The organism is uncultured Campylobacter sp. (genome assembly GCF_938030685.1).
Classification (GTDB): Bacteria; Campylobacterota; Campylobacteria; order Campylobacterales; family Campylobacteraceae; genus Campylobacter_B.
This window is the reverse complement of sequence record NZ_CALHHX010000122.1, coordinates 1-25,971: the sequence shown is the minus strand read 5'-3', so window position 1 is coordinate 25,971 and position 25,971 is coordinate 1. Positions and strand designations below refer to the sequence as shown.

Below are 25,971 nucleotides of genomic sequence, written 5' to 3'. Positions count from 1 at the left end.
TAATCATAGCAATATAAAACAAAATACTTTTCCTACCGGCATAAGGCATTAGTCTTTTTAGTATTGATTTTTTCTTATTCTTCAATGAATAACCCCTCCTTTTTCTTATATCTAACCAGGTGTATAAATATCCTGTTTAGACTAATGATAAGAGATATCTTTTAAATCCTTATCAATAAAGGCTCATTTTTTCGCTTGTTTTCACCTTTTATTTATTATATAATATACTAGTAGTTCAATCAATTAGATATATCCAACTATGTCTATTAGGAATATTGTCTATTTGGGATAAAATTATAAGTGGAGGTATATATGAGCGATTTTTACAACTTTGTTAAAAACTATTTTTCTACAAATGAATGTACTGATAATACAAAATACTCTTCTACAGGACATACATTCTGTTTTAATACAGATGATGCAGAAGGTATATATTGGTTTTATGAAGGCGAAAATTTTACAATTGATATTCATGATGTCTTCATAAAAAAAGAAATTATCCACACAAGTTTTTCCGGTTTGGATAATTTCTATTCCTTTTATTCATCTTATTTAGTTACAGCAAATGGAGAAAGTTTTAACCCTTACCAAAATCTTTCTTCAAATTCACTCTATGTTATAAATACTAAAAACGCTAAAAACTATAGGTTTATACTACACAAAAACTCTCCCTATCTAGGGATAGGTATAAATTTCAAACAATCTATGATAGACGAATGTCTATCCTCTTATAAAAATAAGGTTTCTGACTATGAAAATTTATTTTTCAATACTAGTACGATTATAAACAAACCCTTGGAAAGAATTGCAAAAGATATACTAAATTGTAAAATGACGTCCCCTGCTGCTGAAATTTTTTTTGAGTCAAAGGCAAAAGAATGGCTGAGTATAACTATAGACTCATTTTTAAATAAGTATAGCAATCCTATATCCATTGCTGATGATGAAGCTCTAGAAATAGTTGCTAATTATATAGATGATCATTATGCAACCTTGATTTCACAAAAAACTTTGGAAAAAATATCCACTATGAGTGGTACTAAACTTAAAAAATTATTTAAACAAAAATATCAATGCACAATTACTGAATATACTCAAAGACGTCGAATGAATATGGCAGAGATACTTTTATTGAACTCCTCACTTAAAATTCAAGATATAGCTGAAGCTGTGGGCTATTCTTCTCATAGCAAATTCAGCACGTGTTTCAAAAAATACAAAGGAATGTATCCAAAGGATATAAAAAAATATAATTCTAAAAATCCCGCCTCGCAAAATTCTGGCGGCAAAGATTAGAGTTCCGAAAATTTTAATGCCAAAAATTATGATACCAAAAATTCTAGCGCACAGAATTCCGATGCCTAAAATTTAGCTCGCATTATGAAAAATAAAGCTACGTTAAAATTTAAAAATTTCACCGCCTGCCCGCGCTCTTTTTGGATCCGCACAAAGCTCGCGCGAGCAGGTGCGGCTCTTTACTACGCACATCCCGCCGAAGCCGTTTGCCTCGAAATATCAAGCGCCGATGCGACGCCGAGCGGAGTGGGTAAAAATTTTAAAAGCCAAAATTTTAAAAACCAAAACGCTACGAGTACAAATTGCTAGGCGGGTGACTATATAGACTTTAGTGCAGATTACGACGCGGGTTATGACATACGCCCTAGTGCAGATCGCGACATAATTTCTAACGCAGATTATGATATAAATTCCAATAGGGATCGCGCCGCAAATTTTAAAATTTCAAACGCAAATTTAAAAACGAATTTAGCAGTTTTAAAAGCAGATTTAAGGACGGATTTCAGATTATGAAATTTTTAAATTTAAAAGTTGCCGCCGCCGTGTTTGCGTTGCTGCTCGCAGGCTGCGACGGATGGAAGCACCATCTAAGCAGCGACGGCATCTCGCTTGCCTCTAAGTTCGACCCCTCCGAGCGCACGCTAAAGATCGAGGGCAATGATAAGCCACTCGTGCTGTTTTTCTACACCAGTAGCCGAATTTAGAAATTCTAAAATTTTAAAATTTATACAAAATTCTACGATTTGGAATTTTGATAAAATTTCTGTGGCTACCAGCTTCCGCTAGCACCGCCTCCTCCGAAGCTTCCGCCGCCCCCACTGAAGCCGCCTCCGCTAAAACCGCCACTTCCTTTAAATCCGCCAAAATCCCCGGATGAGCCGCCTCTCATGCGCGATGAGCGCGCGATTTCGCTTATGATGTCTGCGCTCGAGATTATATCCTCGTCGCTTCTTCTGAGGCGCGTCACGCGGCGGCTTAGTATCGCAAAAAGCAAGACTGCAAAAAGCACCATAAAGATCGCAAAGTCCTTGTTGCTCGGATCCTGCTGCGCGTTGGCGTTAAGCGGATCAAATTTTATATCGCCGCCTTCGATCGTGCTAATGATCGCTGAAATTCCGCTAATGACGCCACTTTCGTAATCTCCCTGCCTAAAATAGGGCAGAATTTTATTGTTGATGATGCGTTTGGCGCGCATATCGGTTAGCACGCCCTCTAGCCCGTATCCGACCTCAATACGCACTTTATGCTCGTGCGGAGCGACGAGCAGCAGTACGCCGTTGTCGCGCCCTTTTTGCCCGATACCAAGAGCGCGCGCCTGCTCTACGCCGATTTCCTCGATAGAGTAGCCACTGAGCGATTTTAGGCTTACGAGCATGATCTGGTTTGTGGAATTTTTATCGAAAGTCGTTAAAATTTCATTCAGACTCTCTCTCGCGGCTGGGCGTAAAATACCAGCCTCATCGATTACAGCGGTGCCGTTTGGGCGGGCTAGATACTCGCTGGGCGCGGCAGTGCTTATCACAAATAGCGCCATAAGGGCAAAAGCAAATCTCCAAGCCACTCTCATTGCAGCTCCACCAAGGTCTCTTCTATATCGTTATTTTCGCTATTTTTAGGCACTCGCATAGCTAGCTCGCACAGCGCGTCCATCGCCTTTAAAACGGCAGGCTCAAGGCCTTGCGTGCTAGGGTTAAATTTCGTCGTGATACGTTCAAACTCGCCCTTAGAGATAAACTCCGCCGCCCGCGCGCCGCAGATGATATGAGCGCAGCGTTCGCGGACGCAGACACAAAACATTATCGCTTCTTTTACGCTGCCGTAGCGCTCATAAAATTTTAGCATTGTAAACTCGCCCGAGAGCCGAAGCCTGCGAGATTTAGGCGTGATTAGAGTTAAAAGCGCAGGGCATTTAGCTAGCAGAGCTTTAATCGCAATGAAGCTAAGCGCTACGATCTGCAGTAGCTCAGCTTTGCTTATTTGCGGCACGAAGCACAGAATGATGCCAATCACAAACACCGTCGCTGCCGCCGCGCTATAGCTAGCTTCGCAGTCCTCGCTTGCTTCGCGCGCGACCACGCAGACGATCTGCGCACCGCTTGCGGTTTCGGCTTTCGTGATTAGCTCGTGGATTTTTTGCTTGCACTGCTCGCTTAGCATTTGTCTCTCTTAGCGTTATTTAAATGAGACGCTAGGGGCTTTTTGGCTTGAGCTATCAGCGCTAAAGCTAGGTTTGGCGCCACCTAGTCCTACTATGCGCGCGATGATGTTTGTAGGGAAGGTTCTAATTAGCTTGTTGTATTCCTGCACCGAGGCAATGTAGTCCTTGCGCGCTACGGCGATGCGGTTTTCCGTGCCTTCGAGCTGATTTTGCAGGTCGGCGAAATTCTGATTTGCCTTAAGATCCGGATAACGCTCGACTACCAGCATCAAGCGCGATAGGGCTGAGCTAAGCTCACCTTGGGCGCCGTTAAATTTTGCAAATGCCTCCGGATCTTGCGCTAAACTTTCTGCATTGATATTGACAGCGGTTGCCTTAGCGCGGGCATTTATGACGCCTTCTAAGGTATCTTTTTCATGGCTTGCGTAGCCCTTGACGGTTTCTACGAAATTTGGAATCAAGTCGGCGCGGCGCTGATATTGGTTTTGTACCTGGCTCCACGCAGCCTTAACTTCTTCATCTTTGCTTACGAGTTTATTGTAAACCGGCACTGCAAATATCGCAAACGCAATCGCCGCAATCACTAAGACGATTAGAGCTTTGATTAAGATATGAAGCCCTCCTTTTTGGCGCAGATACTCTCCTCCGCCAAAGCTCTCGCCTCGCGCGGATAAGCCTTTATCGTCGTAACCTATACGCTCGTTATTTTCTCCTTGCAGCTCTTTCATTGAAATCTCCTTGGGATGTTGGAATTTAATTTGACTAAAATTTCATATTCGATCGTGCCGAAGTGTTTTGCCCAAATCCGCGCGTCGTCCAGCACGCAAACTCGCTCTCCGCCAAATTCCGCGCAGAAACTATCCATCGACATTTTTCCGAGCATTTTTTGCCCGCTTGCAAGCGCTAGCTCGCCCTCGCCGTCGTAGCGAAATAGCCCATCTGCGTAGCCCAGATCGTATGTGCCGATCCTCATATCGCGCGGCGCTTCAAATTTTGCGCCATAGCCCACGCGCTCGCCTTTTTTTAGCACGCGTGAGCTGATCAGATCGGCATAGAGCTTTAGCACAGGGCGTAAATTTAGGCTCTCGTCAAACTGAGGATAGCCAAACTGTGCCATGCCTACGCGCACATATTCGTCCTCAAAACCCGCACTTCGCTCGATAGCTGCGGAGTTGCTCGAATGAAATTTTAAATTTCCAAAGCCTGCGGCGGCGGCTTTGTGCCCCGCGAGACGCTTAAATTCTATAAAATTTTGCCTCTGCGCGAAAAAATCGCCGCTTAGCTCGTCGCTTGCGCGAAAGTGTGTGAAAAAGCCACGAAGCTTAAATCCGCCCTGCTTGCATAGCCTAAGCGCCTCATCTAGCTCGCTCGCAGCGATGCCGTTGCGGTGCATAGCAGTATCTGCAGCGATATAAATTTTAAGCCCTCGTTTAAGACGCGCGAAGTAGCTCAGATCATTTACTGCGTAGCAAAACCGCTCGTCCTCGTTCCCGCGCGGAATGTGCGAGAGCACTAAAATTTCATCAAATAAATCCGCTATCTGCGCAGCTTCCGCAGTACTTCGCGTTACGGCGCGTACGAAGCCTAGTTTCGCCGCTTCCTCGCAGCAAAGCCTGCAGCCATGGCCGTAAGAATTATCCTTGGCTACTAAAAATACTCGCTCCGCTCCACCTACTTTGGCGGCGATTTGCGCTAGATTGTGCGCATAAGCGGCGCGATCTAAGATAATCTCAGACATCGAAGTCTAGCCCGTAAGTGCGGTATAAATATGGCAGCAGCTTGCGCGCAGCGTAGTCGTAGCCGTAAAATTTCGCGTAAACCTCCTTCAGGCTAGCCGCACCTGCACGCTCGAAATCAAATACGTCGGTACCCGCGATTTTTGGCACGCGCTCATCTAAGAATTTAAAAAATTCCGCTCTCGCAGCCAAAAGCTCTTTTATATTTTTCTCAACCTCTTGCTTTTCAGATTCGTTCATCTCTGGTCCTTTAAATTTTCTAGTTTGCCTAAAAATACGCGCTGCATTTCGTCGCGAAACTCGGGGCTGCTGGCCTCGAAGCGGGTTACGATCACGGGCGTGGTGTTGCTTGCCCGTACGAGCGCCCAGCCGTCATCAAACCGCACTCTGATGCCGTCGATTTCGATAATATCGCGGATAGGCGGCAGCTCCGCGATACCCGCGTGGATTTGAGCTTTAAGAGCCTCGATGATCTTAAATTTTGCTTCTTCGCTCGTATTAAATTTAATCTCGTCGGTGCTAAAAACTCGCGGTAGCTTGTCTAGCTCGGCGTCTAAATCATACCCTTTAGCTACGAGCTCAAGCACGCGCATCATCGCATATACGCCGTCATCAAAGCCGAAATATCGCTCTTTAAAATAAATATGCCCGCTAACCTCGGCGGCAAGGTCGATGCCAAGCTCCTTCATCGCCTTTTTGATATTGCTGTGGCCGGTCTTGCCCATGAAGCTTTTGCCGATCTTATCGATAGTATCATACATCGCTTGAGAGCATTTGACTTCGCCTAGGATGCGCGGGCGGTGCATATTTAAGGCAAGCAGGCAGGCTAATTCGTCGCCTTTGATGTTGCGGCGCGGCGTAAGCACGGCGATTCTATCGGCATCCCCGTCAAAGCCGAAGCCCAAGCTCACGCCGTCGCGGCTCATCGCAGCTTTAAGATCTGCTAAATTTTTCTCCTCGCTGGGATCAGGGTGGTGGTTTGGGAAATTGCCGTCCGGCTGCGGGAATAAAACTTTAGCGTTTAGTCCTAGCCTTTCGACGATTTTAGTAACGGTAACGCCCGCAGCTCCGTTTGCGCAGTCAATGATAAAAGGCGTGGCAAAGCCCTTAAGAGCCGCAAATTCCTTCTCAAAATATGCTAGATACTCGCTTAAGATGTCGTACCTCTGGGTGCTTGTATCGGTCGGAATTTCAAAATTTGAACTCATTAGCTCACGCACCTGCGCGCCGAGGCGTTTCAAATCCGCGCCAAAGAAGCTATCCGTGCCGATCGTTATTTTAAAGCCGTTGTAATTTTTGGGATTGTGCGAGCCGGTGATCATTACGTTTGCGTCAAATTTATGCGTAAATACGCTAAAATAGCCCACTGGCGTCGGCAGCAAGCCGATATTATAAACCCGCAACCCGGCGAAATTTAGTCCGCTTACGAAATAGCCGAAAAGCTCATCCGCGCTAAGACGGGCGTCGTATCCCACGCTAACGCGCTCAAGCCCTAAATTTGCGATATGTTTGCCAAGAGCAAAGCCGATCGCTTTTACGCTGCGCTCGTTTAACTCCTCGCCCACGATGCCGCGTATGTCGTATTCTCTAAAGATATCTTCGATCATAAAATTCCTTTAAATTTAAATCGCGGTATTTTATAAAAACTTGCTTAATATTTATATTATAAATGATAAAATCGCCGCTAAAATTCCAAAGGATTATTATGAAAAAATTTATTCTAGCAGCGATTTTAGCGGCTTTTGCTTTTGCGGGCGATTACGAGCTCGTAGGTAGCGTAAATACTTCGTTCAGAATTTTTGGCAAAGACGATCGCATCGAAGTTATCGCGGTTAAAGATCCTAAGGTTGATGGAGTGACTTGCTACGTCTCTTACGCCAAAAAAGGCGGTGCCAAAGAGATCATCGGCATGGAGGAGGACCGCTCCGAAGCTTCTGTTTCGTGCGTGCAGACAGCGCCTAAAATCATCATCAAAGAGGAGCTGAAAAAAGAGGATATTTTTGAAAAACGCAGCTCGTTAATTTTCAAAAAGACCCACGTAGTTAGGCTTTACGACGCGGTGCAGGGCTCGCTAATCTATTTGGTTTATTCGGATAAAGTAATCGACGGCTCGCCTAATAACTCGATCTCGGCGATCCCGTGCCACCAAGCCGTGGGCGACGTGTGCGAGCTCGCATATACCCAAGGCAAAAAATAATAAGAAGGAATTCCGCAAAGATAGAATTTTATCGCAGCGGAATTTTAAATTTAGAAATTACGCGATGAGATGACGCACGAAATTTAATAGAATTTCGCCAAATTCCGCAGCATTTTATAAAATTTTATCCGCGTCGTTAAATTCCTGCGCGAATGCCTAAGATGAGAATTTGACCGCTTTATCAAAGCATCTTAACGCATATTTGAGCTACGCTAGCGGACGATGCGCTTGCAGGTTGTAAGTCGTAAAATGAAAAATTAAGCAATTTTTGCTAAAATCTCGCGATTTTGAAAACCCTCGTAAATCTAAAGGAAATCAATGAAGACATTTTTTAGTATGGAGTGCGCGTCAGTGATGCTACTGATTTTGGCGCTAGCCTGTGCGATTGCCACTTTCATAGAGACCGCTTACGGCACGGAAGTAGCTTGGGCGATGGTTTATTCGACTGCGTGGTTTGGCGCGCTGATGGTGCTTTTGGGAATAAATTTAACCTACAATATCTATCGCTACCGCATGATTAAGCTTCGCACACTGCCTGCGCTAATCTTTCACGCAAGCTTTTTGTTTATGCTTGTTGGAGCGATTTTGACTAGATATTTCGGCTTTGAGGGCAATATCCATATAAGAGAGGGCGGCGAGAGCTCGATCGTAACGACTAAAGACGAGGTCGTTCAGCTTCTTACTTTAGGCAGCGACGGCGAGTTTATATCTGCTGACGAGAGCAAATTTTTAAACGGCGCAGGACGGATGAACTTCGATCTCAATCTAGACATAGAGGGCAGGATCGCAAATTTAAAATTTAAAGAGCTAATAGAACACGGCGAGCTAAAATGGGTGCAAGATCCGACCGGACAGGCTCCTGCGCGCGTGGAGTTATTATTTTCAAACAATGTCGGCAGCCAAAACGTCTCCTTGCAATCAGGCGAAAGCATGGAGATAGGCGAGCTTAGTATCACTTTTAACGCAGAGCCTAAGAGTAAGAATTTCATCTACATAAAATCCAAAGACGGCAAATTTTATCTAAACTCAAGCCTTGATATAAACGCCACTAAAATGGCTGATATGAGCACTGTGCCGCTTAAGAGGAACGAGGATAATCCTCTAGGCAATCTCTTGCTTTACAGCTTCGACGGGATAAATTTCGCTCCCGTTAGCCTACTTAGCTCCGCGGTCGAGAAATTCGTCCCGGTCGATGCGAATTTACCGGGTGAGCCCGGCGTAGTAGCTACGCTAAGCTTTGCGGGGCAGAGTCGCGAAATCTACGTGCCTAGGGATTCGCATGGCGCTAGCTACAAGGTGGGAGATAAGAATTTCATCGTAGCCTTGGCACCAAAGATGCTTCATCTGCCTTTTAAAATCGCGCTTCGCGACTTTGTGATGGATCGCTATCCAGGCACCAATTCGCCCTCCGGATATAAAAGTGAAATTACGCTAAAAGACGGCAATACGAGCTTTGATTATGATATTTTTATGAATCACGTGCTCGATTACGGCGGATACCGATTTTTCCAAAGCTCATACGACACGGATGAGCGTGGCACCGTGCTTTCGGTCAATAAAGACCCCGGTAAAGTTCCAACTTACATCGGCTATTTTTTGCTTTGCGTAGGGATGTTTTTTAACTTTTTCAACCGGGGCTCGCGCTTTTTCAAGCTCTCGCGCTTAATCAGCGAAAATACGCATCTTGCTCGAGAAAAAGATGTAAATTCTAAAAATTCCGCGTCTGGCTCGGTGCCCGTAAGCTCTGCAGAAAGCTCTGCATCAAAACGCGCCAAAAAATCGCGACGCGGTACTAAAGGCGCAGCATTGGCATTAGTAGGCGCGTTGGCTTTGAGCTTGAGCACATTGTATCCTAGCACAGCAAATGCCGAACAAAACTCTACGACTCAAAATTCTACTTCGCAAAGTTCCGCCTCAAATGCAGCCGCAGAAAATTCCGCGCCGCAAAGCCCGGCTAGCGTGCAAAATTCTACTTCGCAAAATTTTGTGCAAAATTCCGCGCAGAATTCCGCCGTTGAAAATTCCAATCAAAGCTCCGCTTCGCAAGAATCTGCGGCGGAGCAAGACTCCGTCCCGCCGCATAATTTTTCTACTATGGGAGGCGAACTAGCCGTGCCGAAATTTGATCCTAAATTTAGTGAAGATCTAGCAAGCCTCGTGATTCAGGGATTTGATGGGCGAATGGAGCCTTTTGATACCGTTTCCAGGGAGCTTTTAAATAAAATTTACCGCGCCGACGACTATAAGGCGCCAAATGGCGAAATTTTAAACCATAACGCCGCCGCGCTTTCGTTTATGTTAAATCAAAGCTACTGGAGGCGTGCGCCGATCATCAAGGTTAGCGAGCCCGAGCTTAAAAAAATTCTAGGTATGAATGAAAAGCAAAGCCACGCCAGTATGATGGATTTTTTTGAATTTAAAGGCGGCGAGAGCTACTACAAGCTCGATAAAATGGTCGAGGAGATCAACCGAAAGCCTTTGGGCAATCGCGGTGTACTAGATAAAGAGATCATCAAGGTAAATGAGCGCGTAAACGTCTTTTACTCGGCGTTTATGGGGGATTATTTTAGAATTATTCCGGTTAAGAATGCTAAAAATAACGAGTGGCTTTCGCCGCTATATCTAGGCGATGAGCTGGATCAAAACGAATCTGCTGAAGTTAAAAAGATGATGGGAATATTCGTTTCGTCCGTGGTCTATGCCCAAGAAAGCGGGGATTGGAGTGGCGCGGAAAAGATGCTAAGCTACGTCAAAAAATACCAAGCGCAAAACGGAGCGAATTTAATGCCTAGCGAGAGCGCGATAAAATATGAAATTTTATTTAATAAGGCTAAAATTTTTTCTCGCCTTTTTCCGATCTACACTATCTCGGGATTTTTGCTTCTGATCTTTATCTTTTTGCGAATGATGAAGCCCGCTCTTCGCTTAGGCGGCGCATTTAAGCTCGTTTATGTCGTAAATATCGTCGCTTTTATCGCGCATACTGCAGGTCTTGCGCTACGAGGCTATGTTTCGGGGCACGCGCCGTGGAGCAACTCCTACGAATCGCTCATCTATATCGCGTGGGCGCTGTCTCTAAGCGGAATATTCTTTTCTAAAAAATCCGCCATCTCGCTGGCGCTTACCTCGATAATGGCGGGCATAACGCTGATGGTGGCGCATCTTAGCGACATCGATCCGCAGATCACTAATCTCCAGCCGGTTCTAAAATCGCACTGGCTTACGATCCACGTCTCGGTAATCACCGCGAGCTATGGATTTTTGGGGCTTTGCATGCTGCTTGGGATTTTCACCCTCGTGATGTTTTTATTCGACAAGAAAAACCCCGAGATCGCTCGCAATATCGCAGAAGCCACGCATATCAACGAAATGTCGATGATCCTGGGCCTTTGCTTGCTGACGGTGGGCAACTTCCTAGGCGGCGTGTGGGCGAATGAAAGCTGGGGGCGCTACTGGGGCTGGGATCCGAAGGAGACCTGGGCGCTCATTACGATTTTTATCTATGCGGTGGTCGTGCATTTTAGATTTATGCCGAAGCTCAATAATCAATTCGCCTTCGCCGTAGCCTCGATGTTTGCGTATTTTAGCGTCATAATGACCTATTTTGGTGTAAATTTCTACCTAAGCGGCATGCACTCATACGCTAGCGGCGAGCGTATCCCCGTGCCGGGCTGGGCGTACGCGATGGTTGCCTCGATGATAGCTCTTGCGATCGCGGCGTATTTCCGCTCGGGCAAATCGGCTAGACTTTAGATAGGTGGGGCTCAAATTTTAGAATAATAATTTTGAAATTTTGCCCTGATTTTGCAGTTTGCCGAGGCTTTAGGGATTTATGGAATTTATCTTTAAATTTCGGCTAGGCTTTAGGATCCCGTAGAATTTTATAGAATTTTACGGCTCGCGATTGCGCTAAATTTTAAAATTTTGCATCGCGACAGAATTTTTGATGCTTGAGATTTTAAGACGTCGTAAAATTTTAATGATTTGGAATTTGCACCGCTATGGGATTTTAATGTTTTAAATTTTACTTCTAGTGGAATTTTTTCATACGACGGAAGCGCGACGTAATTTAGAATTTTAAAATTTCAGCTAGCGCGCTAGCGTAAAATTCTGCCCTACTGCCGCCATGACCGAGCAGTGAAATTTTAAAATTTGATTTTATAAATTCTATGCTCATTTTTAAATTTAAAATTTAAAATCTCGCGCTTTATGAAATTTTATTTATGATGTCGAAATTTTAAAATTTTGCACGCCATTGTAGCAGTAACTTTTGCGCGATAAAATTTTAAAATTTTAAATTCCGCGCCATGATAGAATATAATAGAATTTGAATTTATAAAATTTTAAACTGCGAAAACGCCTCGCTAGGCATTAAAATTATCTTAAAATATAATTTAGCTTGCAAGGTTAAGCTAAATTTCTGCTTATAATCATATTGATTTAATCTTTATTTGGCTAAAATTGATGCTTGTCAATTTCTTAATTTGAAAGGATAAAGATGTCTGATCTAAAACAGGATAGACGAGGCTTTATCGGGCTTACTTTCGGCGCGGTTGCCGCTGTGGGTGGCGTTTTCGCACTCGTGGGGATGAAGAAATCGTGGGATCCGTTACCTAGCGTGCGCGCCGCCGGCGTCACTACGGTAGATTTAAGTCCGATCAAAGAGGGCGAGCTGTATCAAACGCAGTGGCGTAAAAAGCCGATTTTCGTGCTTAAAAAGACTGCCGATATGCCTAAAAACGATGCCCGTGACGTCGTCGTAGGGGATGCTAGATATACGCTTTGCATCGGGCTTTGTACGCATTTGGGCTGTATTCCCAGCTATAAGCCATCGACGCAACAATTCATCTGTGCATGTCACGGCGGAATTTTCGATGCTAATGGCGTAAACGTGTTCGGTCCGCCGCCGCGTCCTATGGATATACCGCCCTTTAAAATAGACGGAACGAAACTCGTTTTAGGCGAAGAGGGCCCCGAATACCAAGCCCTAAAGCAGAAAGCATAGGAGGCGCAGATGGCACATATAAGAAAAGCTACGGGAGTTTGGGATTGGTTCGACCAAAGGCTCGCCGTAACGAAATTTTTCAAGGTGATGGTAAGCGAGTATTGGATTCCTAAAAATATCAGCTTCCTTTGGGCGATGGGCGTTATTTTGATGACGCTATTTATAGTTTTGTTCGTTAGTGGACTAATGCTCGTGATGTATTACAAACCGGATGTAAATTTAGCATTTGATAGCGTAAATTTCACGATTATGAAAGAGGTCGAATACGGCTGGCTATGGCGACATATCCACGCAGTATCGGCATCAGTCGTATTTTTGATCTTATACATTCATACTTTAGTAGCTATTTATTACCGCTCGTATAAGCAAGGACGAGAGATGATTTGGGTAAGCGGAATGCTACTTTTCATCATCTTTTCGGCTGAGGCTTTCAGCGGATATATGCTTCCTTGGGGGCAGATGAGTTACTGGGCGGCGATGGTTATTACGAATTTATTCGGCGGAATTCCAGTAGTCGGCGATGCGATAGTCGAATGGATTCGCGGCGATTACGCCGTAAGCGATCCGACGCTGACGCGATTTTTTATGCTTCACGTCTGTTTACTGCCTCTCGTGGTGGTTGCGGTGCTGGCGGTGCATTTTTATTCGCTTAGATTTCCGCATGTAAATAACCTAGACGGCGAGGAGATTGACTTTGAGCTCGAAGGCGAGAAGTATTTGGAAGGAAAAACTAGCGAAAGCAAGGTAATTCCGTTTTGGCCGGGCTTTTTGGCGAAGGATTTTTTCTACGTCAGTATCTTTATGATATTTTTCTTTTATCTGGTGGGCTTTCACTTCGATTTTGCGATGGATCCGATAAATTTCGAGCCGGCAAACAGCCTCAAAACCCCAACGCATATCTATCCGGAGTGGTATTTCCTCTGGGAGTATGAAATTCTGCGTGGATTTTACTTCGACGTAGGACCGCTTAAGGCCGCCGACATCGGGCTTATTGCATTTGCATTCGCTGGAGTTTCGCTATTTTTCATACCGCTATTTGATCGCAGCAGCGTAGTAGCACCCGCGCATAAAAACAAGGCGTTTTTCATCTGGTTCTGGGTTTTGGTAATCGACATGATTCTGCTTAGCCTATTCGGAAAGCTCCCCGCAGACGGTATGGAGCTCGGTATCGAAAATAAATACTGGGGCTTTGCCCTATCGATCATCTATATCGGATTGCTTGTCGTAGTGCTTCCGTTGATCACAATCGCAGAAAGAAAGAGGGTATAGCCATGAAAGAGATAAGAACCCTAATCTTGGTGCTTTTTTGTGTGGGAATTTTATACTGGTTTATCGAGCCTTATGCTCATACTAAGCTCAGTCCGCACACCGATCCGGTAAATTACGATTTTGCAGCAGGCGATACGGCTTTAGCCGCGCATAACGTAGCCGCAGCAGAAAGCGCTTTGGCCGCAGCTGAAAAAGGCGGGGATGAGACGATGATAAAAAATTCTAAAAAAGCCCTAGCTAGCGCGAAAGAGCAACAAGACAAAACGGTGCTTTTTTGGGATGAGATAAATAAAATCGATCTTAGCAAAGGCGATGCTGTGCGCGGCGCCGAGACCTTTACAAATGCAAGCTGCACCGCATGTCATGGAGTAAAAAGTGCAAATATCCCCGCTCCTATGGACGCGGCAAGCGCTAGTGCCGCATACGGCGTCAATCCTCCGGATCTTAGCAGCGCAGGCTATCTATACACTGATAAATTCTTAGCTGCGCTCATCAAAGATCCGATCATGGCTCTTAAGCTAGATCAGAAATTTGGCGATGAAAAGCCTTTTCCGATGCCCGGGTTTTTCGGTGCAGGCGGTGATTTAAATCAAGAGATCGCCGATATCGTAGCCTATCTAAAGTCGCTCGCTCCTAGCGAGGATAAGCTAATTGTCTCTGAGGCTGCTGCTAGCGGCATCAAGCAAGGCACCAAACTAGACGAAGCGCAGAAAAAATTCCTTTTAAGCAAGGCGGTTTTTGAGGATGCTTGTCTAAGATGCCACGACGTCAAATATGATAAGCTCTTTGCATCCAGCGATAAGGCTAGCTTGGCTGCATATATGGGCTCGACGCCTCCTGATCTTTCGATGATGATCCGTTCTAAGGGCGCCAACTATCTACACGAGTTTATCAATGATACGCAAAAGAAGCTTCCAGGCACTTCGATGCCGCGCGTAGGCTTGAACGAAAACGCTGAAGCCAAGGTCGTGGAGTATCTAGCTGACGTAGGCGATAGCAAAAAAGCCGAGCGTGAAGCTACAACCATAAATATTATGATTTATTTCTTGATCCTTTCTGTTTTTGCAGGTCTTTGGAAAAGCAAAATTTGGTCGAAACTTCATTAAAATTTTAGCGGTCGGAGTAAAATCCGACTGCCATTTAAAATTCCGCCATATCCTAAATTCTATTAAATTCCATCTATCAAAAAGCTCTTGCAATTGAGAATTTAGCCGCTTTCGTGCTTTATGATAACCGCTTTTTTTATTACTTTTTAAGATTTTTCTACATATAATTGCTACTTAATTTTGAAATTTAATGTATAAATTTAACTTAAGAAGGTTCAGATGAAATTTTTTAAATTTGCGATTTTGGCTCTTATTTTTCCATTTTGCATGTTGCTGGCGCAGACCGATTATCGCGCCGAAGCGGCGGCGATTAAAGAAAAATTTGCCCAGGCGGTTAAATTTTATGTAGACGGCAATAACTCGGAGGCCAGAAAGATAACCCAAGAGGCGTATTTCGGGCATTTTGAAAATCTAGAAGCCGGCATTCGCATAAATTTAAGTCAGAAAAAATCCTACGATATGGAGAAGCAATTCGGCGATATCCGTAAAGCGATCAAAGCTGAAAAGCCTCTAAATGAGATCCAAGCAATGATCGATAATCTAAATCGCGAGATTGACGAGGTTCTGCCTGTGATTGAATCTGGTCATCGTCTCGTAGCCGAGTATCAAGACGGAGGCGATGGCAGCACTTCTGCGCCAGCCTCAGGCGGGAATTCCGCAGCATCCGGTACAACTTCGCCGTGGATGAGCGTCTATACGGAATTTAAAGCTGAGCTGGATAACGCTAAAGCTGCGTTTGATAAGAAAGACACTGCTGCGCTAAAAGCTGCGCTAAATCGCGCTAAATTTGATATCTACCGCAACGAACGCCTAGAAGAGGCGGTACGAAAATATGTCTCGTCTCAGACCGATCAATCAATCCAGCAGATCATTGGAAATCTCTTGCGTGAGGATGCGGATACAGACAAATCAAAATTTGACGAAGCGATAAACGCCCTAGATAATCTAGCATTAAAAGCCGTAAATGATTTGCCGCAAGAAAGCTACTCCATAGCGCCGCAGACTGCGTTAGCACAAAGCGATACTAGTGAGGATGAGGGCAAGGATTTTACGCCGATTGTGCAAAATATCAAAGACAAAATGGCTAAGGTTTTGGCGCTTTATGAGAGCGGCAAGGTTGATGATGCGATCGACGAGAGCGGTAATATCTACTTTGATGAATACGAAGAGAGCGGCATGGAGAATATCGTCGGTGCTAAAAATACTCAGCTTAAGCTAGACACCGAAGCAAGCTTTAATAAAATTTCGGCTCTTATGCGCGCGGGTGCTTCCAAAGAGCAGATCGTAGCGGCGCAAAATAAGCTATTTGATCAGCTTACCCAAAGCCTAGAGCTAACGAAGAAATCAAGCAACTGGGATCTATTCTTATACGCGTTTATCATCATCTTGCGTGAAGGATTTGAAGCGCTCATCATCGTAGCCGCGGTCATCGCTCTACTTATAAAATCCGGCAACTCAAAGCACCTAAATATCGTTTACAGCGCTCTTGGCGTAGCGGTTGTGCTAAGTATCGCTACGGCTTACGGGTTGAATTATATCTTCGGTAGTGAAAATGCAGGACAAACGCGCGAAGTGATGGAGGGCGCGGTGATGTTAATCGCCGTAGTTCTGCTATTTTACGTGGGCTTTTGGCTTCTTTCAAATGCAAGCTCCAAAAAGTGGAGCGCCTATATCCAAGGTCAAATTTCAAACAGCCTAAGCTCGGGCGATAGCAAGATGCTTTGGTGGACGGTGTTTTTAGCGGTTTATCGCGAGGGCGCAGAGACGGTACTATTTTATCTGGCACTACTTTTCGATGCCAAAAGTCCGGCAGCTACCAGCATGGTAGCAGCAGGCTTCGTAGCGGGTCTGGCGGCTCTTATCATAGTTTATATCGTCATCAAAAAATTCTCGCTTAAAATCGCTATCAAGCCATTTTTCATCGCTACATCGGTCATCATATTTTATATGTCCGTCGTATTTGTGGGCAAGGGCGTGATGGAACTAGTCGAGGGCAAGGTATTCGTGCCTACCGTTATTGATGGGCTTCCTACGATTACGTGGATCGGATTTTATCCTTACGTCCAGAGCCTCGTGCCGCAAGCGGTGATGATCGTGCTTCTAATCGTAGGAATTTTGATCTTAAAAAATAAGCAAAAAAACAAATCTTAATAAGGAGAGAAAAGATGAAAAAGATTTTTTCAGGTATGTTGGTACTAAGCCTAGCCTCTGTTATAGCAATGGCGGGAGAGCATCCGATCGGCGAGCCGATTGAGCAAAATGGAATGGAGATCGCTGCTGTGTATCTTCAGCCTATCGATATGGAGCCTAAAGGCATCGATCTAGCTCCTAGCAAGGCGGACATCCACCTTGAGGCGGATATCCACGCTATCAAAGGCAACGCAAACGGATTTGGAGAGGGCGAGTGGATCCCTTATCTAAAGGTCGCTTATGTACTTAAAAACCTAGATACAGGCAAGATCCAAAAGGGAAATTTCATGCCGATGGTAGCTAGCGACGGCCCTCACTATGGCGCCAATATCAAAATGGTAAACGGCGTGGGCAATTACGAGCTAACCTATAATATCGAAAATCCAAGCACCAACGGATTCGGCCGCCACGCGGACAAAGCGACAGGCGTAGGCAAATGGTGGGAGCCGTTCTCGGTTAAATACACCTTCCAATACACTGGCGCTCCTAAAGAGTAAATCATAGCAAGCTCCGCTGAATCCGTTTTTGGCGGAGTCCTAGCGGTATTAGGTTTAGCCGCACGCTTTAAATTTAAGGCGGTTAAATTTAGCTAGTTTAAATTTAACCGCTACGCCGCAGCCAAAGCGTATCGTTTTTGCTTTAATGCGTTTAAGCTTACGAATCTTTTTAGCTGCGGCAAAATTTTAAAATTTCAAGAGGCTTGAAATTTTAAAATTTTAAATTTAGCGCAGCGCGAGGGCGAGACAAAACCAAAGCAATAGCGAGGCGAAATTTCTCTTTGCGGGCGGCTCTATTGCTGCGAACTTTTTGCGGGCTGATTTGAAATTTTAAAATTTACAAAATGGCGTAGGTTTTAAAATTTTAAAATTTAAGCAATTATAGGCGATTTACGCGCATTAGGCTCGATGAGGATTTTTAATGACGATATTTTTTTATCACGTTAGCTTGGCTCTTTTTCCGCTTGCATTTTTAAGCGCGTATCTGGGCGGCAGGCGCTTTATCAGCGCATCGTTTTTGCCCGCGCTTTTAGGAGTTGTATTTGGGGCGCTGTGCTTTAGCGCATTTGCGCGTTCGGCAAACGCTGATGTAGGCAAGATCGTATTTGATGCGCTCGCACTTTTAGCACTGCTCGCGCTACTGCTTTCGTTTAAGTTTAAGCGATTCTATCTTACCGCTATAGTTATTTTTGCTCTTGGTTGCGCGTATGGATTTGAATACCGCTTCATAGGAATGAATTTTAAAATTTTCTCCGGCGAGCTACTGGACAGCTTTAGCCTAACCAACCTCTTTATGGCGGTTTTAGGTGCGCTGGCGCTCATTTTATTCTATTTTATTTATCGCTCAGCTCTAGCGCGCGCGAGCAGAGGCGCAAAGCTAGTGTCGTTCGCTCTTGCGTGGGCGTTTGCTTTTATTGCTAAAATCGGCTTTTTAGGCCTTGATCTGCGCCAGGCAGACGCGCCCAAAGCACTAGCTGCGAAGGGCTTTGAAGGGCTTTCAAACGCGATCGGCTCGTCCGAGTTTCTAAGCGTCATCGCCAAAATCATCCACTACAACAACTCCTATCTGACGCTAGCTCTTTGCCTTATAGCCGCGCTAATTGCGCTACTTACGGCATTTCGTGCGCCAAGGCGTGTGCCTCGCGAAGCGGACATTATAAAATTTAGAGAGGTTAAAGCGGGCAGATTTGCCATTTTTAGAGATTTTAGCCTGATCTTGTCGCTTGGGGTTTTAATCAGCTTTTTGGGGCTTTATTATATCTTGGTCGCTTCAAAACCGCCTACGATCGATGAGCCTAAGATCATCGAGCCGCAAGGCGCGGAATTCATAATCGATGCAAACATCGTAAAGGACGGCAAGCTGCACCGCTTTGCCTACGTCACCGACGACGGGCATAAGGTCAGATTTTTTCTACTAAACCGCTTCACTGACAAATTTGCTCCGGTCGCGGTTTTTGACGCGTGCTCGATCTGCGGCGATATGGGCTATATCAAAAAAGGTGATGAGCTCATCTGCATCGCTTGCAACGTACGGATATTTTTACCGAGCGTCGGCAAGCTGGGCGGCTGCAATCCGATCCCGCTGGATTATAAGCTAGAGGGGCAAAATATCGTTATCGCGCTTAAGACGATCGAAGATGGCGCGTCCTATTTCTCGGAGATTGTGGATAAAAAGGTAATCGATCCGGTCAGTAGAAAAGAAATTTTAAACACCTCTAAATTTAGCTATCTTTACTACGGACGCACCTACTTTTTCGAAAGCGAAGCGAATGCAAACGCCTTCACCGCGCACCCCGAGCGCTATGTAGATGAAAACGGCACGCTAAAGGAGCTTAAATAATGTTTTTACGCATCATCAAATCCTCCATTTTAAACTCCAGGGATAGCAAAATTCTAGCGTTTTTGACCATATTTTTATCGGTCTCGCTGATCGCTTGCATGCTAAATATCACGCTAAAAATCGGCGACGAGGTCGCTAAGGAGCTGCGCAGCTACGGCTCAAATATCGTAGTGCTACCGCGCTCGCAAAGCCTAAGTATCGAGATCGGTGGGCGCGAATACTCTCCGCTTAAAAACGATGATTTTTTAAAAGAGAGCGAGCTGCATAAAATCAAAGAAATTTTTTGGCGCAACAATATCACCGCCTTTGCGCCTTTTTTAACTACCCGCGCAGGAGATTACGACGTCGTGGGAACCTACTTTGAAAAGGACGTGGGCGTTAGCGACGAGCCTGATTTCAGATCGGGCGTGCGCTCGCTCTATCCGTTTTGGAGCGTAGAGGGGCAGTGGGTAAAAGACGGCGCCGAGAATGAGGTGCTTGCAGGAGACGGGCTGGGGCTTAAGATCGGCGATGCGGTTAAGCTTGGAGATTATGAGGTTAAAGTCGTTGGGATTTTACACGGCGCGGAGGATGAAGCCAAAAAGCTGATCGCAAATTTATCACTGGTGCAAAAGCTAACACACAAAGAGGGCCTCATCGCCAAAGCAGAAGTTAGCGCCATGACTATCCCGGAAGACGATCTGTCCGTAAAGGCAAGAAGGAGTCTCGATAATCTAGACGCCACAGAATACGACACCTGGTACTGCTCGGCATACGTAAGCTCCATCGCATATCAAATCACCGAGGAGTATCCAAACGCGACCGCTAAGGCGGTGCTTAGCGTCAGCGAAGCTCAAAGCGGCATTACGAAAAAAATTCAAAATTTAATGGGCGTCGTAAGCATTCTATCGCTGCTAATCTCAAGCATCTGCATCACGAGCCTGCTAAGCAGCGAAATTTACAAGCGCAAAAAAGAGATCGGCTTGCTTAAGGCGCTAGGAGCGAGTAACTTTATGATCTATATCCAGTTCGCCGCTGAAATTTTCGTCATCTGCGTAGCAAGCTCACTCGTGGGCGCAGTCGTGGGCTACGCGCTTAGCTGGGCGATCGCGTATCAAATTTTTGGCTCCTTTATCGGCGTATCGCTGATGGTCTTTCCGCTTAGCATCGTCTTTGGACTTCTTATTTGCATTATCGGCTCGATTCTGCCACTACGCGGAGTAATCAAACTACTGCCTGCGGAGGTGCTTTATGGTAGGAAATAACGGCGCGTTTTTTAGAGGCGCGATCTTTAAAAGTATCATCAACAGCGGCATCCGCAGCTTCGTGATTTTCGTCGCGATCATGCTAGGCAGCGCGGTTTGCGCGGCGTTCGTAAATATCTACGCCGACATCGATAAAAAGGTCGCCAGCGAGCTAAACAGCTACGGCGCAAATTTAATCGTGAGCCCCGCAAATTTAGAAAATTCCCATATGGACGAAGCGGCGCTCGATGCGAAATTTGCTAAAATTCCAGCTCTAAAAAGCGCGAATAAATACCTTTTCGGCAGCGCAAATTTGGGCGTAAACTCAGGCATCATCATGGGGGTAAATTTCTCCTCTCTGCGCGATACTATGCCGTTTTTGGATCTTAAAGAGGGCTCGTTTATCGGTGTAGATTTCGACGATAAAAACGCGCTCATCGGGCAGGATCTCGCCAAACTTTTGGGCGCGAAGCTCGGCGATAGTATCGAGATTACGCCGATCGGCTCAAACGAAACGAGCAAGGTAAAGATAAAAGGCATCGTCTATGACGGGCAGAAAGAGGACGGCATGCTGCTAATCTCGTTGCCGCTGGCGCAAAAAATTTTAAATCAACCTGCGCAGGTAAATTACGCCGAAGCGATCGTAAGCGGCGATTTTAAGCAGCTAAGCGAAATTTCAAAAAGCCTGAGCGACGCGCAGATGAGCTTCGCGCCGATCGGCAAGGTATCCAAGACCCAGGGCATCATCTTAAATAAAATCAAGCTTTTGATGCTTCTTATCGGCATTACGATCCTTCTGATCACCTCGGTCTGCATCAACACGAGCCTTAGCTCGATCCTGCTTTCGCGCATCAAAGAGTTCGCGCTCATCCGCGCAATCGGCGCGAGCAAACAAAATTTGCTCCACCTGATCCTGAGCGAAATTTTAACCGTCTGCGTCGCAGGCTCGCTAACGGGGGTATTCGTGGGATACCTGCTCGCGATCTTGCTGGGGCATCTGATATTTTCAAGCAGCGTGGATTTTAGGCTAATTAGCCTCTTTGCTGCGGTCGCGCTGAGCCTGATTTTTGCGCTCGCGGCAAGCTACTATCCGATCAAAAAGGCGCTGAATCCGAATTTAGCGAATCTATTAAGGGAATGACATGGAAATTTTAAAATTTGAAGGCATCTGCAAATACTTCGGCGAGGTCAAGGCTCTCGATAATATCAGCTTCGACGTTTTAAGCGGCGAGTGGGTTAGCATAATGGGCCCAAGCGGCAGCGGCAAGAGCACACTCGTAAATATCTTAAGCTTGATGGACACCCCGACCGCGGGCAGATATATCCTAGGCGGAGCCGACGCGAGTGCGCTAAACGACGAGCAAATTTTAGAATTTCGCCGCAAAAAGATCGGTCTCGTGTTTCAGCAGTTTCACCTTATCCCCTATCTAACGGCCGTCGAAAACGTCATGTTAAATCAATACTACCACAGCTGCGTGGACGAGGACAGCGCCAAGGCAGCACTTGAGAAAGTGGGGCTCGGGCACCGCATCACGCACCGCCCTAGCGAGCTTAGCGGCGGCGAGCAGCAGCGTGTCTGCATCGCGCGCGCACTCATCAACGACCCCGATATTATCATCGCGGATGAACCTACGGGCAACCTCGACGAGGCCAACGAGCGCGTGGTTTTGCAGCTCTTTCAGACGCTTCGTAGCGAGGGCAAGACGCTGCTTTTGGTCACACACAACGAGGAGCTCGGTAAATTTGCCGACAAAGTGGTGCGCCTAAGACACGGCAAACTCGATCGAATAGAGCTTTTGGATCAAAGCACGATGAAGCATAATCTCGGCTCGCAGGATAAAATTTCAGATCGCGATCCAAACAAAAGCGTTTCACAAAGTTCTAGCGCCGAAGCTGCGAGCGAACAAAATCCCGCCTCGCAAAGCTCTGGCGGCGAAGATCGGGATGCTAAAAATTTAAGCGACCAAAATTCCGATACCGAAAATTCGGACGCGCAGAATTCCGATGTGTAAAATTTAACTCGCATGACGAAAAATAAAGCTACGTTAAAATTTAAAAATTTCACCGCCTGCGCCGCGCGCTCTTTTTGGATCCACCTAAGGCTCGCGCGAGCAGGTGCGGCTCTTTGCTACGCACGTCCCGCCGAAGCTATTTGCCTCGAAAGATCAAGCGCCGATGCGAAGCCGAGCGGAGTGGGTAAAAATTTTAAAAGCCGAAACGCTACGGGCACAGATTACGACGCGGATCGCAACATACGCCTAGGCGCGGGTCACGATATAAATTTCCGCCCAGATCGCGCCGTAAATTTTAAAATTTCAAACGCAAATTTAAAAGCGGATTTAGCGCGCCCGAAGGCGGATTTTAGATGATGAAATTTTTAAATTTAAAAGTTGCCGCCGCCATACTTGCTCTACTGCTCGCAGGCTGCGACGGATGGAAGCACCATCTAAGCAGCGACGGCACCTCGCTCGCCTCCAAGTTCGACCCCTCCGAGCGCACACTAAAGATCGAGGGCAACGACAAGCCGTTCGTGCTGTTTTTTTACACCAGCAGCTGCGGTGCGTGCAAAGCCCAAGTACCCGTGCTAAATGAGCTACAAGCTAGCGGCGACGCGCTGATCATCGGCGTTTTGGGCGACGGCAAGGGGCTAGAAGCAGATGCCGCGGTCGCTCGCGAAAAGGGGATAAAATTCCCAAGCGTCAGCGGCGCGAGCTCGGTGAAATACTTTGAAACCATCGTAGGCGGCATTTTCGGCACCCCTACGTCGGTGATCTACGATAAAAACGGCAAAGCGGTCAAAAAGCTCATCGGCCTCTACCCCAAATCCGCCTTCGAAACGCAGCTCAAGCTTATGAATTAACGAGCGGAATTTAATGCAGCCGGGATTTACGGCGGCGGATCGCAAATGCCCACTAAAATAACACTTCGAGTTTAAAATTCCTTTCAACTTGCAGATGCCTTTGCGTTTAAATTTCAAAATTTAGGCGCGCAGCGGATTTAAGTATTCGCTGAGTTTTGCTAAAATTAGCTTTGTCACTAAGCTGCTTAAAGGGCTAAAAAGCGGCAATATTAAAATATAAAGGATACTTCAATGAGTAAGAAATCCCTTGCTTTAGGCGCTACCGCGATGCTTTGCGGCGCGCTAAGCCTAAATGCCGAGGCTGCGGCGCAGAGCGCGCAAATAGATCTGAAATTTAACGCCGCAAATTTCACGCAAGAAAGCGTGATCGTAGGTGGCAAAAAGATAAAATTTCGCGCCTACAAAAACATAATCTACGTCGCAAAACCCGCAAGCGCGCACTATCAGAGCATGAACATCTTCATCCCGCAGCAATATTTCGAGGGGCGCAAGAGCGGCAAATTTGACGCCGCGAGCGCGCCTATATTTTTGCCAAACGGCGTGGGCGGCTACATGCCGGGCGAAGCGGGCGATGTCAAAATAGACGCAAGCGGCAAACCAAACGCGATCGCTACGGCACTTTCGCGCGGTTACGTCGTAGCCGCTCCCGCAGCGCGCGGACGCACGCTAAAAGGCGCAAATGGCGATTATATCGGCAAGGCGCCCGCAGCGATCGTCGATCTAAAGGCGGCCGTGCGGTATCTGAAATTTAACGACGCGGCAATGCCTGGGGACGCAAACAAGATCGTCTCAAACGGCACGAGCGCGGGCGGAGCGCTCTCGGCACTTTTGGGCACGAGCGGAGACGAGGCTGCGTACGAACCGTATCTGCAAGAGCTGGGCGCTGCGAAGGCGAGCGATAAAATTTACGCGGCGTCCGTATACTGCCCGATCACAAATCTAAAGCACGCGGACGCGGCGTATGAGTGGATGTTCGGCGCGCAGAGCGAATATGAAAAGATGGATTTTAGCGGCTTTGATGCAGCGGGATTTAACGAGCGCGACGAAAATTCTAGCGGCGCTGAAAAAAATTCTAAAAAAGACGCAAATCAAAGCACCGCAAAGCCCGCGCGCAAGATGCTAAGCGGCAAATTAAGCGCAGCGCAGATTAAAATTTCAGACGAGCTAAAGGCGCAATTCCCCGCCTATCTGAACTCGCTAAGCTTAAAGGACGGAGACGGCCGCGCGCTAAGCCTGGATAAAAACGGCGACGGCAGCTTCAAAGATTACATAAACGGGCTTATATCGGCCTCGTTTGCTGATTTTGCGGCGAAAAATCCGCGCGCGAAGGCGCCCCTATATCTCGCTGTAAAGATCAAGGATGACGCATCGCAATCGCATATGCTTTTTTGGGGCTACGCGACCTCCGAGCCGCGCGCCAAGACCCCGCCCGCATTTGACGGCTTCGCGCTTGAAAATCCCGAAAACGAGCTGTTCGGCGACGCGAAATTTAACGCGGCGCATTTTACGGATTTTAGCGCGATGAATGACCCCGCCAAAGGGGTGCTAATCGCAAGTGCACAGCTCGTGGAGATGATGGATGCGATGAGCTTCGTGCGCAACGAAAACGGCGCGAAGCATTACCGCATCCGACACGGCGCGAGCGATCGCGATACGGCGCTTGCGGTCCCCGCTATTTTGGCACTTAGCTTGCAAAACGTGGGCAAGAATGTCGATTTTGCAGTACCTTGGGGGCAAGGACACGGCGGAGATTACGATCTAGAGGAGCTTTTTGACTGGATCGACAAAGTAGTCGCACAGTAAATTTAATGGGCGAAATTTCATCTTAGAATTTTGCCCGCAGCTCTGCCGTAAAATTTTATCGCCCAAACACTCTCTAGCGGATATGCCAAGCGGCGTAAAATTTCGCTGCGAAATTCTATCGCGTCAAAATTTTAGCGTCGCTGCGAGACGCATAACGATTTGAAATTTTACAGCTAGCACTGGGAAAATTCCATAGAATTCTATCGCGGCGAAACGGCGCGAATTAAAATTTTAGCGGTCGCGACAGTTTATGGCTCGAACTTTAGCGCGATCTACGCCAAAACTTCGGCACAATCAAATTCTGCGGGCTAAATTTTAAATTTAAAGACCGAAGTATGCGATAAAATTTTGCGGCGTTTATACTATCCGATCGCAGCTCTTTGAACGCGCAGGTATCGCGTAATGGGCGCATCAGCGCGCGGACGATAAAATCCACAAAAATGAACAAAAAAACCCAAACAAGCGCGGTAAGCAGGCTAAATTTAAAGGCGTGCATTCGTGATCTCCTGCAGGTCCAAGCCCGCTCTTGCTATCCATTAGGCCTACTTCAATAATCTATCGGTACCCAAAAGCGCCGTTTGGGGTCTGTATCTTTGCGACGTGTGTATAAATTTCATAATTTAACGGCGCTTTTAAGCACCGCTTAGCCTATTAAAGACCAACGCACGCCGCGGCAGCATCGTTTCCTAAAACCGTGCGTGCTAGCATCTTTGCGGCGGCGGCGCAACTAGGCGCTAAATTTAACGCTAGCTAGCATTGCGCTGCCTTTAGCTCGCGCGGTAGGCGCTCTA

Annotated in this window: 22 protein-coding genes and 1 pseudogene; 17 read left to right on the top strand and 6 right to left on the bottom strand. The window is 46.4% G+C overall.

Annotated elements, in window-relative coordinates:
• Window positions 1-312 precede the first annotated feature (312 nt).
• From Q0369_RS05825 to Q0369_RS05815, 3 genes are all read left to right on the top strand, one after another.
• A complete protein-coding gene (locus Q0369_RS05825) occupies window positions 313-1,296 on the top strand; it encodes an AraC family transcriptional regulator (protein WP_298097259.1) in 984 nt (327 codons plus the stop codon).
• 84 nt (window positions 1,297-1,380) lie between these two features.
• Window positions 1,381-1,605, top strand: coding sequence for a hypothetical protein (locus Q0369_RS05820; protein WP_298097256.1), 225 nt, complete (start codon window positions 1,381-1,383; stop codon window positions 1,603-1,605).
• Window positions 1,606-1,805: 200 nt separating this feature from the next.
• The gene (locus Q0369_RS05815; protein ID WP_298097253.1) at window positions 1,806-2,000 is read left to right on the top strand and encodes a hypothetical protein; all 195 of its coding nucleotides are present in this window, start codon (window positions 1,806-1,808) and stop codon (window positions 1,998-2,000) included.
• Window positions 2,001-2,065: 65 nt separating this feature from the next.
• Here Q0369_RS05815 and Q0369_RS05810 read toward each other — a convergent pair whose 3' ends face one another.
• Genes Q0369_RS05810 through Q0369_RS05785 form a run of 6 tightly spaced genes read right to left on the bottom strand, consistent with a single transcriptional unit; the run spans window position 2,066 to window position 6,797 of the window.
• The gene (locus Q0369_RS05810; RefSeq protein ID WP_298097248.1) at window positions 2,066-2,863 is read right to left on the bottom strand and encodes a YgcG family protein; all 798 of its coding nucleotides are present in this window, start codon (window positions 2,861-2,863) and stop codon (window positions 2,066-2,068) included.
• Window positions 2,860-3,453 (bottom strand): hypothetical protein, encoded by a 594-nt coding sequence (locus Q0369_RS05805; protein WP_298097244.1) that lies wholly within the window; start codon window positions 3,451-3,453, stop codon window positions 2,860-2,862. The genes Q0369_RS05810 and Q0369_RS05805 overlap by 4 nt, the downstream gene beginning before the upstream one ends.
• A 15-nt stretch (window positions 3,454-3,468) precedes the next feature.
• Window positions 3,469-4,182, bottom strand: a complete 714-nt coding sequence (locus Q0369_RS05800; protein ID WP_298097241.1) for a LemA family protein — start codon at window positions 4,180-4,182, stop codon at window positions 3,469-3,471.
• Window positions 4,179-5,192, bottom strand: a complete 1,014-nt coding sequence (locus tag Q0369_RS05795; RefSeq protein ID WP_298097238.1) for an alanine racemase — start codon at window positions 5,190-5,192, stop codon at window positions 4,179-4,181. The genes Q0369_RS05800 and Q0369_RS05795 overlap by 4 nt, the downstream gene beginning before the upstream one ends.
• Window positions 5,185-5,430: a CmeU family protein gene (gene cmeU, locus Q0369_RS05790; protein WP_297895345.1), complete on the bottom strand. Its 246-nt coding sequence runs from the start codon at window positions 5,428-5,430 to the stop codon at window positions 5,185-5,187. Before cmeU ends, Q0369_RS05795 begins: the two co-directional genes overlap by 8 nt.
• Window positions 5,427-6,797 carry a phosphomannomutase/phosphoglucomutase gene (locus Q0369_RS05785; RefSeq protein ID WP_298097235.1) on the bottom strand — a complete coding sequence of 457 codons (1,371 nt, stop codon included), beginning with the start codon at window positions 6,795-6,797 and terminating at the stop codon, window positions 5,427-5,429. Before Q0369_RS05785 ends, cmeU begins: the two co-directional genes overlap by 4 nt.
• A gap of 98 nt (window positions 6,798-6,895) precedes the next feature.
• Here Q0369_RS05785 and Q0369_RS05780 point away from each other — a divergent pair, with 98 nt between their 5' ends.
• The 14 genes and pseudogenes from Q0369_RS05780 (at window position 6,896) to Q0369_RS05715 (ending at window position 25,180) form a co-directional block, all read left to right on the top strand.
• On the top strand, window positions 6,896-7,387 hold the full coding sequence (locus Q0369_RS05780; RefSeq protein ID WP_298097232.1) for a CreA family protein: 492 nt from the start codon (window positions 6,896-6,898) through the stop codon (window positions 7,385-7,387).
• A gap of 318 nt (window positions 7,388-7,705) precedes the next feature.
• Window positions 7,706-11,140 carry a cytochrome c biogenesis protein CcsA gene (gene ccsA / locus Q0369_RS05775; protein WP_298097229.1) on the top strand — a complete coding sequence of 1,145 codons (3,435 nt, stop codon included), beginning with the start codon at window positions 7,706-7,708 and terminating at the stop codon, window positions 11,138-11,140.
• A gap of 745 nt (window positions 11,141-11,885) precedes the next feature.
• Complete coding sequence (gene petA, locus Q0369_RS05770) at window positions 11,886-12,392, top strand: ubiquinol-cytochrome c reductase iron-sulfur subunit (RefSeq protein WP_177387024.1); 507 nt, start codon at window positions 11,886-11,888, stop codon at window positions 12,390-12,392.
• Between the two features lie 9 nt (window positions 12,393-12,401).
• Entirely contained in the window at window positions 12,402-13,661 is a 1,260-nt protein-coding gene (locus tag Q0369_RS05765; RefSeq protein WP_298097226.1) for a cytochrome bc complex cytochrome b subunit, read from the top strand.
• Between the two features lie 2 nt (window positions 13,662-13,663).
• The gene (locus Q0369_RS05760; protein WP_298097222.1) at window positions 13,664-14,767 is read left to right on the top strand and encodes a c-type cytochrome; all 1,104 of its coding nucleotides are present in this window, start codon (window positions 13,664-13,666) and stop codon (window positions 14,765-14,767) included.
• A gap of 219 nt (window positions 14,768-14,986) precedes the next feature.
• Entirely contained in the window at window positions 14,987-16,918 is a 1,932-nt protein-coding gene (locus Q0369_RS05755; protein ID WP_298097219.1) for an FTR1 family protein, read from the top strand.
• Between the two features lie 14 nt (window positions 16,919-16,932).
• Window positions 16,933-17,454, top strand: a complete 522-nt coding sequence (locus Q0369_RS05750) for an iron transporter (RefSeq protein ID WP_298097216.1) — start codon at window positions 16,933-16,935, stop codon at window positions 17,452-17,454.
• Window positions 17,455-17,875: 421 nt separating this feature from the next.
• Complete coding sequence (locus Q0369_RS05745) at window positions 17,876-19,294, top strand: Fe-S-containing protein (protein ID WP_298097212.1); 1,419 nt, start codon at window positions 17,876-17,878, stop codon at window positions 19,292-19,294.
• Window positions 19,294-20,538 (top strand): ABC transporter permease, encoded by a 1,245-nt coding sequence (locus tag Q0369_RS05740; protein WP_298097208.1) that lies wholly within the window; start codon window positions 19,294-19,296, stop codon window positions 20,536-20,538. The genes Q0369_RS05745 and Q0369_RS05740 overlap by 1 nt, the downstream gene beginning before the upstream one ends.
• Window positions 20,525-21,658, top strand: a complete 1,134-nt coding sequence (locus Q0369_RS05735; protein WP_298097205.1) for an FtsX-like permease family protein — start codon at window positions 20,525-20,527, stop codon at window positions 21,656-21,658. Before Q0369_RS05740 ends, Q0369_RS05735 begins: the two co-directional genes overlap by 14 nt.
• A 1-nt stretch (window position 21,659) precedes the next feature.
• Window positions 21,660-22,298 (top strand): annotated as a pseudogene (locus Q0369_RS05730) (ABC transporter ATP-binding protein); the annotation flags it as partial.
• A gap of 243 nt (window positions 22,299-22,541) precedes the next feature.
• Window positions 22,542-22,886, top strand: coding sequence for a hypothetical protein (locus Q0369_RS05725; protein WP_298097202.1), 345 nt, complete (start codon window positions 22,542-22,544; stop codon window positions 22,884-22,886).
• The gene (locus Q0369_RS05720) at window positions 22,883-23,377 is read left to right on the top strand and encodes a TlpA disulfide reductase family protein (protein WP_298097198.1); all 495 of its coding nucleotides are present in this window, start codon (window positions 22,883-22,885) and stop codon (window positions 23,375-23,377) included. Before Q0369_RS05725 ends, Q0369_RS05720 begins: the two co-directional genes overlap by 4 nt.
• Before the next feature lie 231 nt (window positions 23,378-23,608).
• A complete protein-coding gene (locus Q0369_RS05715; RefSeq protein ID WP_298097194.1) occupies window positions 23,609-25,180 on the top strand; it encodes a subtype B tannase in 1,572 nt (523 codons plus the stop codon).
• Window positions 25,181-25,971: the final 791 nt, after the last annotated feature.

Excerpts from the sequence above, each read along its gene's own strand:
- Q0369_RS05825 (WP_298097259.1), top strand. The coding sequence starts at position 313 with ATGAGCGATTTTTACAACTTTGTTAAAAACTATTTTTCTACAAATGAA.
- Q0369_RS05820 (WP_298097256.1), top strand. The coding sequence starts at position 1,381 with ATGAAAAATAAAGCTACGTTAAAATTTAAAAATTTCACCGCCTGCCCG.
- Q0369_RS05815 (WP_298097253.1), top strand. The coding sequence starts at position 1,806 with ATGAAATTTTTAAATTTAAAAGTTGCCGCCGCCGTGTTTGCGTTGCTG.
- Q0369_RS05810 (WP_298097248.1), bottom strand. The coding sequence starts at position 2,863 with ATGAGAGTGGCTTGGAGATTTGCTTTTGCCCTTATGGCGCTATTTGTG.
- Q0369_RS05805 (WP_298097244.1), bottom strand. The coding sequence starts at position 3,453 with ATGCTAAGCGAGCAGTGCAAGCAAAAAATCCACGAGCTAATCACGAAA.
- Q0369_RS05800 (WP_298097241.1), bottom strand. The coding sequence starts at position 4,182 with ATGAAAGAGCTGCAAGGAGAAAATAACGAGCGTATAGGTTACGACGAT.
- Q0369_RS05795 (WP_298097238.1), bottom strand. The coding sequence starts at position 5,192 with ATGTCTGAGATTATCTTAGATCGCGCCGCTTATGCGCACAATCTAGCG.
- cmeU (WP_297895345.1), bottom strand. The coding sequence starts at position 5,430 with ATGAACGAATCTGAAAAGCAAGAGGTTGAGAAAAATATAAAAGAGCTT.
- Q0369_RS05785 (WP_298097235.1), bottom strand. The coding sequence starts at position 6,797 with ATGATCGAAGATATCTTTAGAGAATACGACATACGCGGCATCGTGGGC.
- Q0369_RS05780 (WP_298097232.1), top strand. The coding sequence starts at position 6,896 with ATGAAAAAATTTATTCTAGCAGCGATTTTAGCGGCTTTTGCTTTTGCG.
- ccsA (WP_298097229.1), top strand. The coding sequence starts at position 7,706 with ATGAAGACATTTTTTAGTATGGAGTGCGCGTCAGTGATGCTACTGATT.
- petA (WP_177387024.1), top strand. The coding sequence starts at position 11,886 with ATGTCTGATCTAAAACAGGATAGACGAGGCTTTATCGGGCTTACTTTC.
- Q0369_RS05765 (WP_298097226.1), top strand. The coding sequence starts at position 12,402 with ATGGCACATATAAGAAAAGCTACGGGAGTTTGGGATTGGTTCGACCAA.
- Q0369_RS05760 (WP_298097222.1), top strand. The coding sequence starts at position 13,664 with ATGAAAGAGATAAGAACCCTAATCTTGGTGCTTTTTTGTGTGGGAATT.
- Q0369_RS05755 (WP_298097219.1), top strand. The coding sequence starts at position 14,987 with ATGAAATTTTTTAAATTTGCGATTTTGGCTCTTATTTTTCCATTTTGC.
- Q0369_RS05750 (WP_298097216.1), top strand. The coding sequence starts at position 16,933 with ATGAAAAAGATTTTTTCAGGTATGTTGGTACTAAGCCTAGCCTCTGTT.
- Q0369_RS05745 (WP_298097212.1), top strand. The coding sequence starts at position 17,876 with ATGACGATATTTTTTTATCACGTTAGCTTGGCTCTTTTTCCGCTTGCA.
- Q0369_RS05740 (WP_298097208.1), top strand. The coding sequence starts at position 19,294 with ATGTTTTTACGCATCATCAAATCCTCCATTTTAAACTCCAGGGATAGC.
- Q0369_RS05735 (WP_298097205.1), top strand. The coding sequence starts at position 20,525 with ATGGTAGGAAATAACGGCGCGTTTTTTAGAGGCGCGATCTTTAAAAGT.
- Q0369_RS05725 (WP_298097202.1), top strand. The coding sequence starts at position 22,542 with ATGACGAAAAATAAAGCTACGTTAAAATTTAAAAATTTCACCGCCTGC.
- Q0369_RS05720 (WP_298097198.1), top strand. The coding sequence starts at position 22,883 with ATGATGAAATTTTTAAATTTAAAAGTTGCCGCCGCCATACTTGCTCTA.
- Q0369_RS05715 (WP_298097194.1), top strand. The coding sequence starts at position 23,609 with ATGAGTAAGAAATCCCTTGCTTTAGGCGCTACCGCGATGCTTTGCGGC.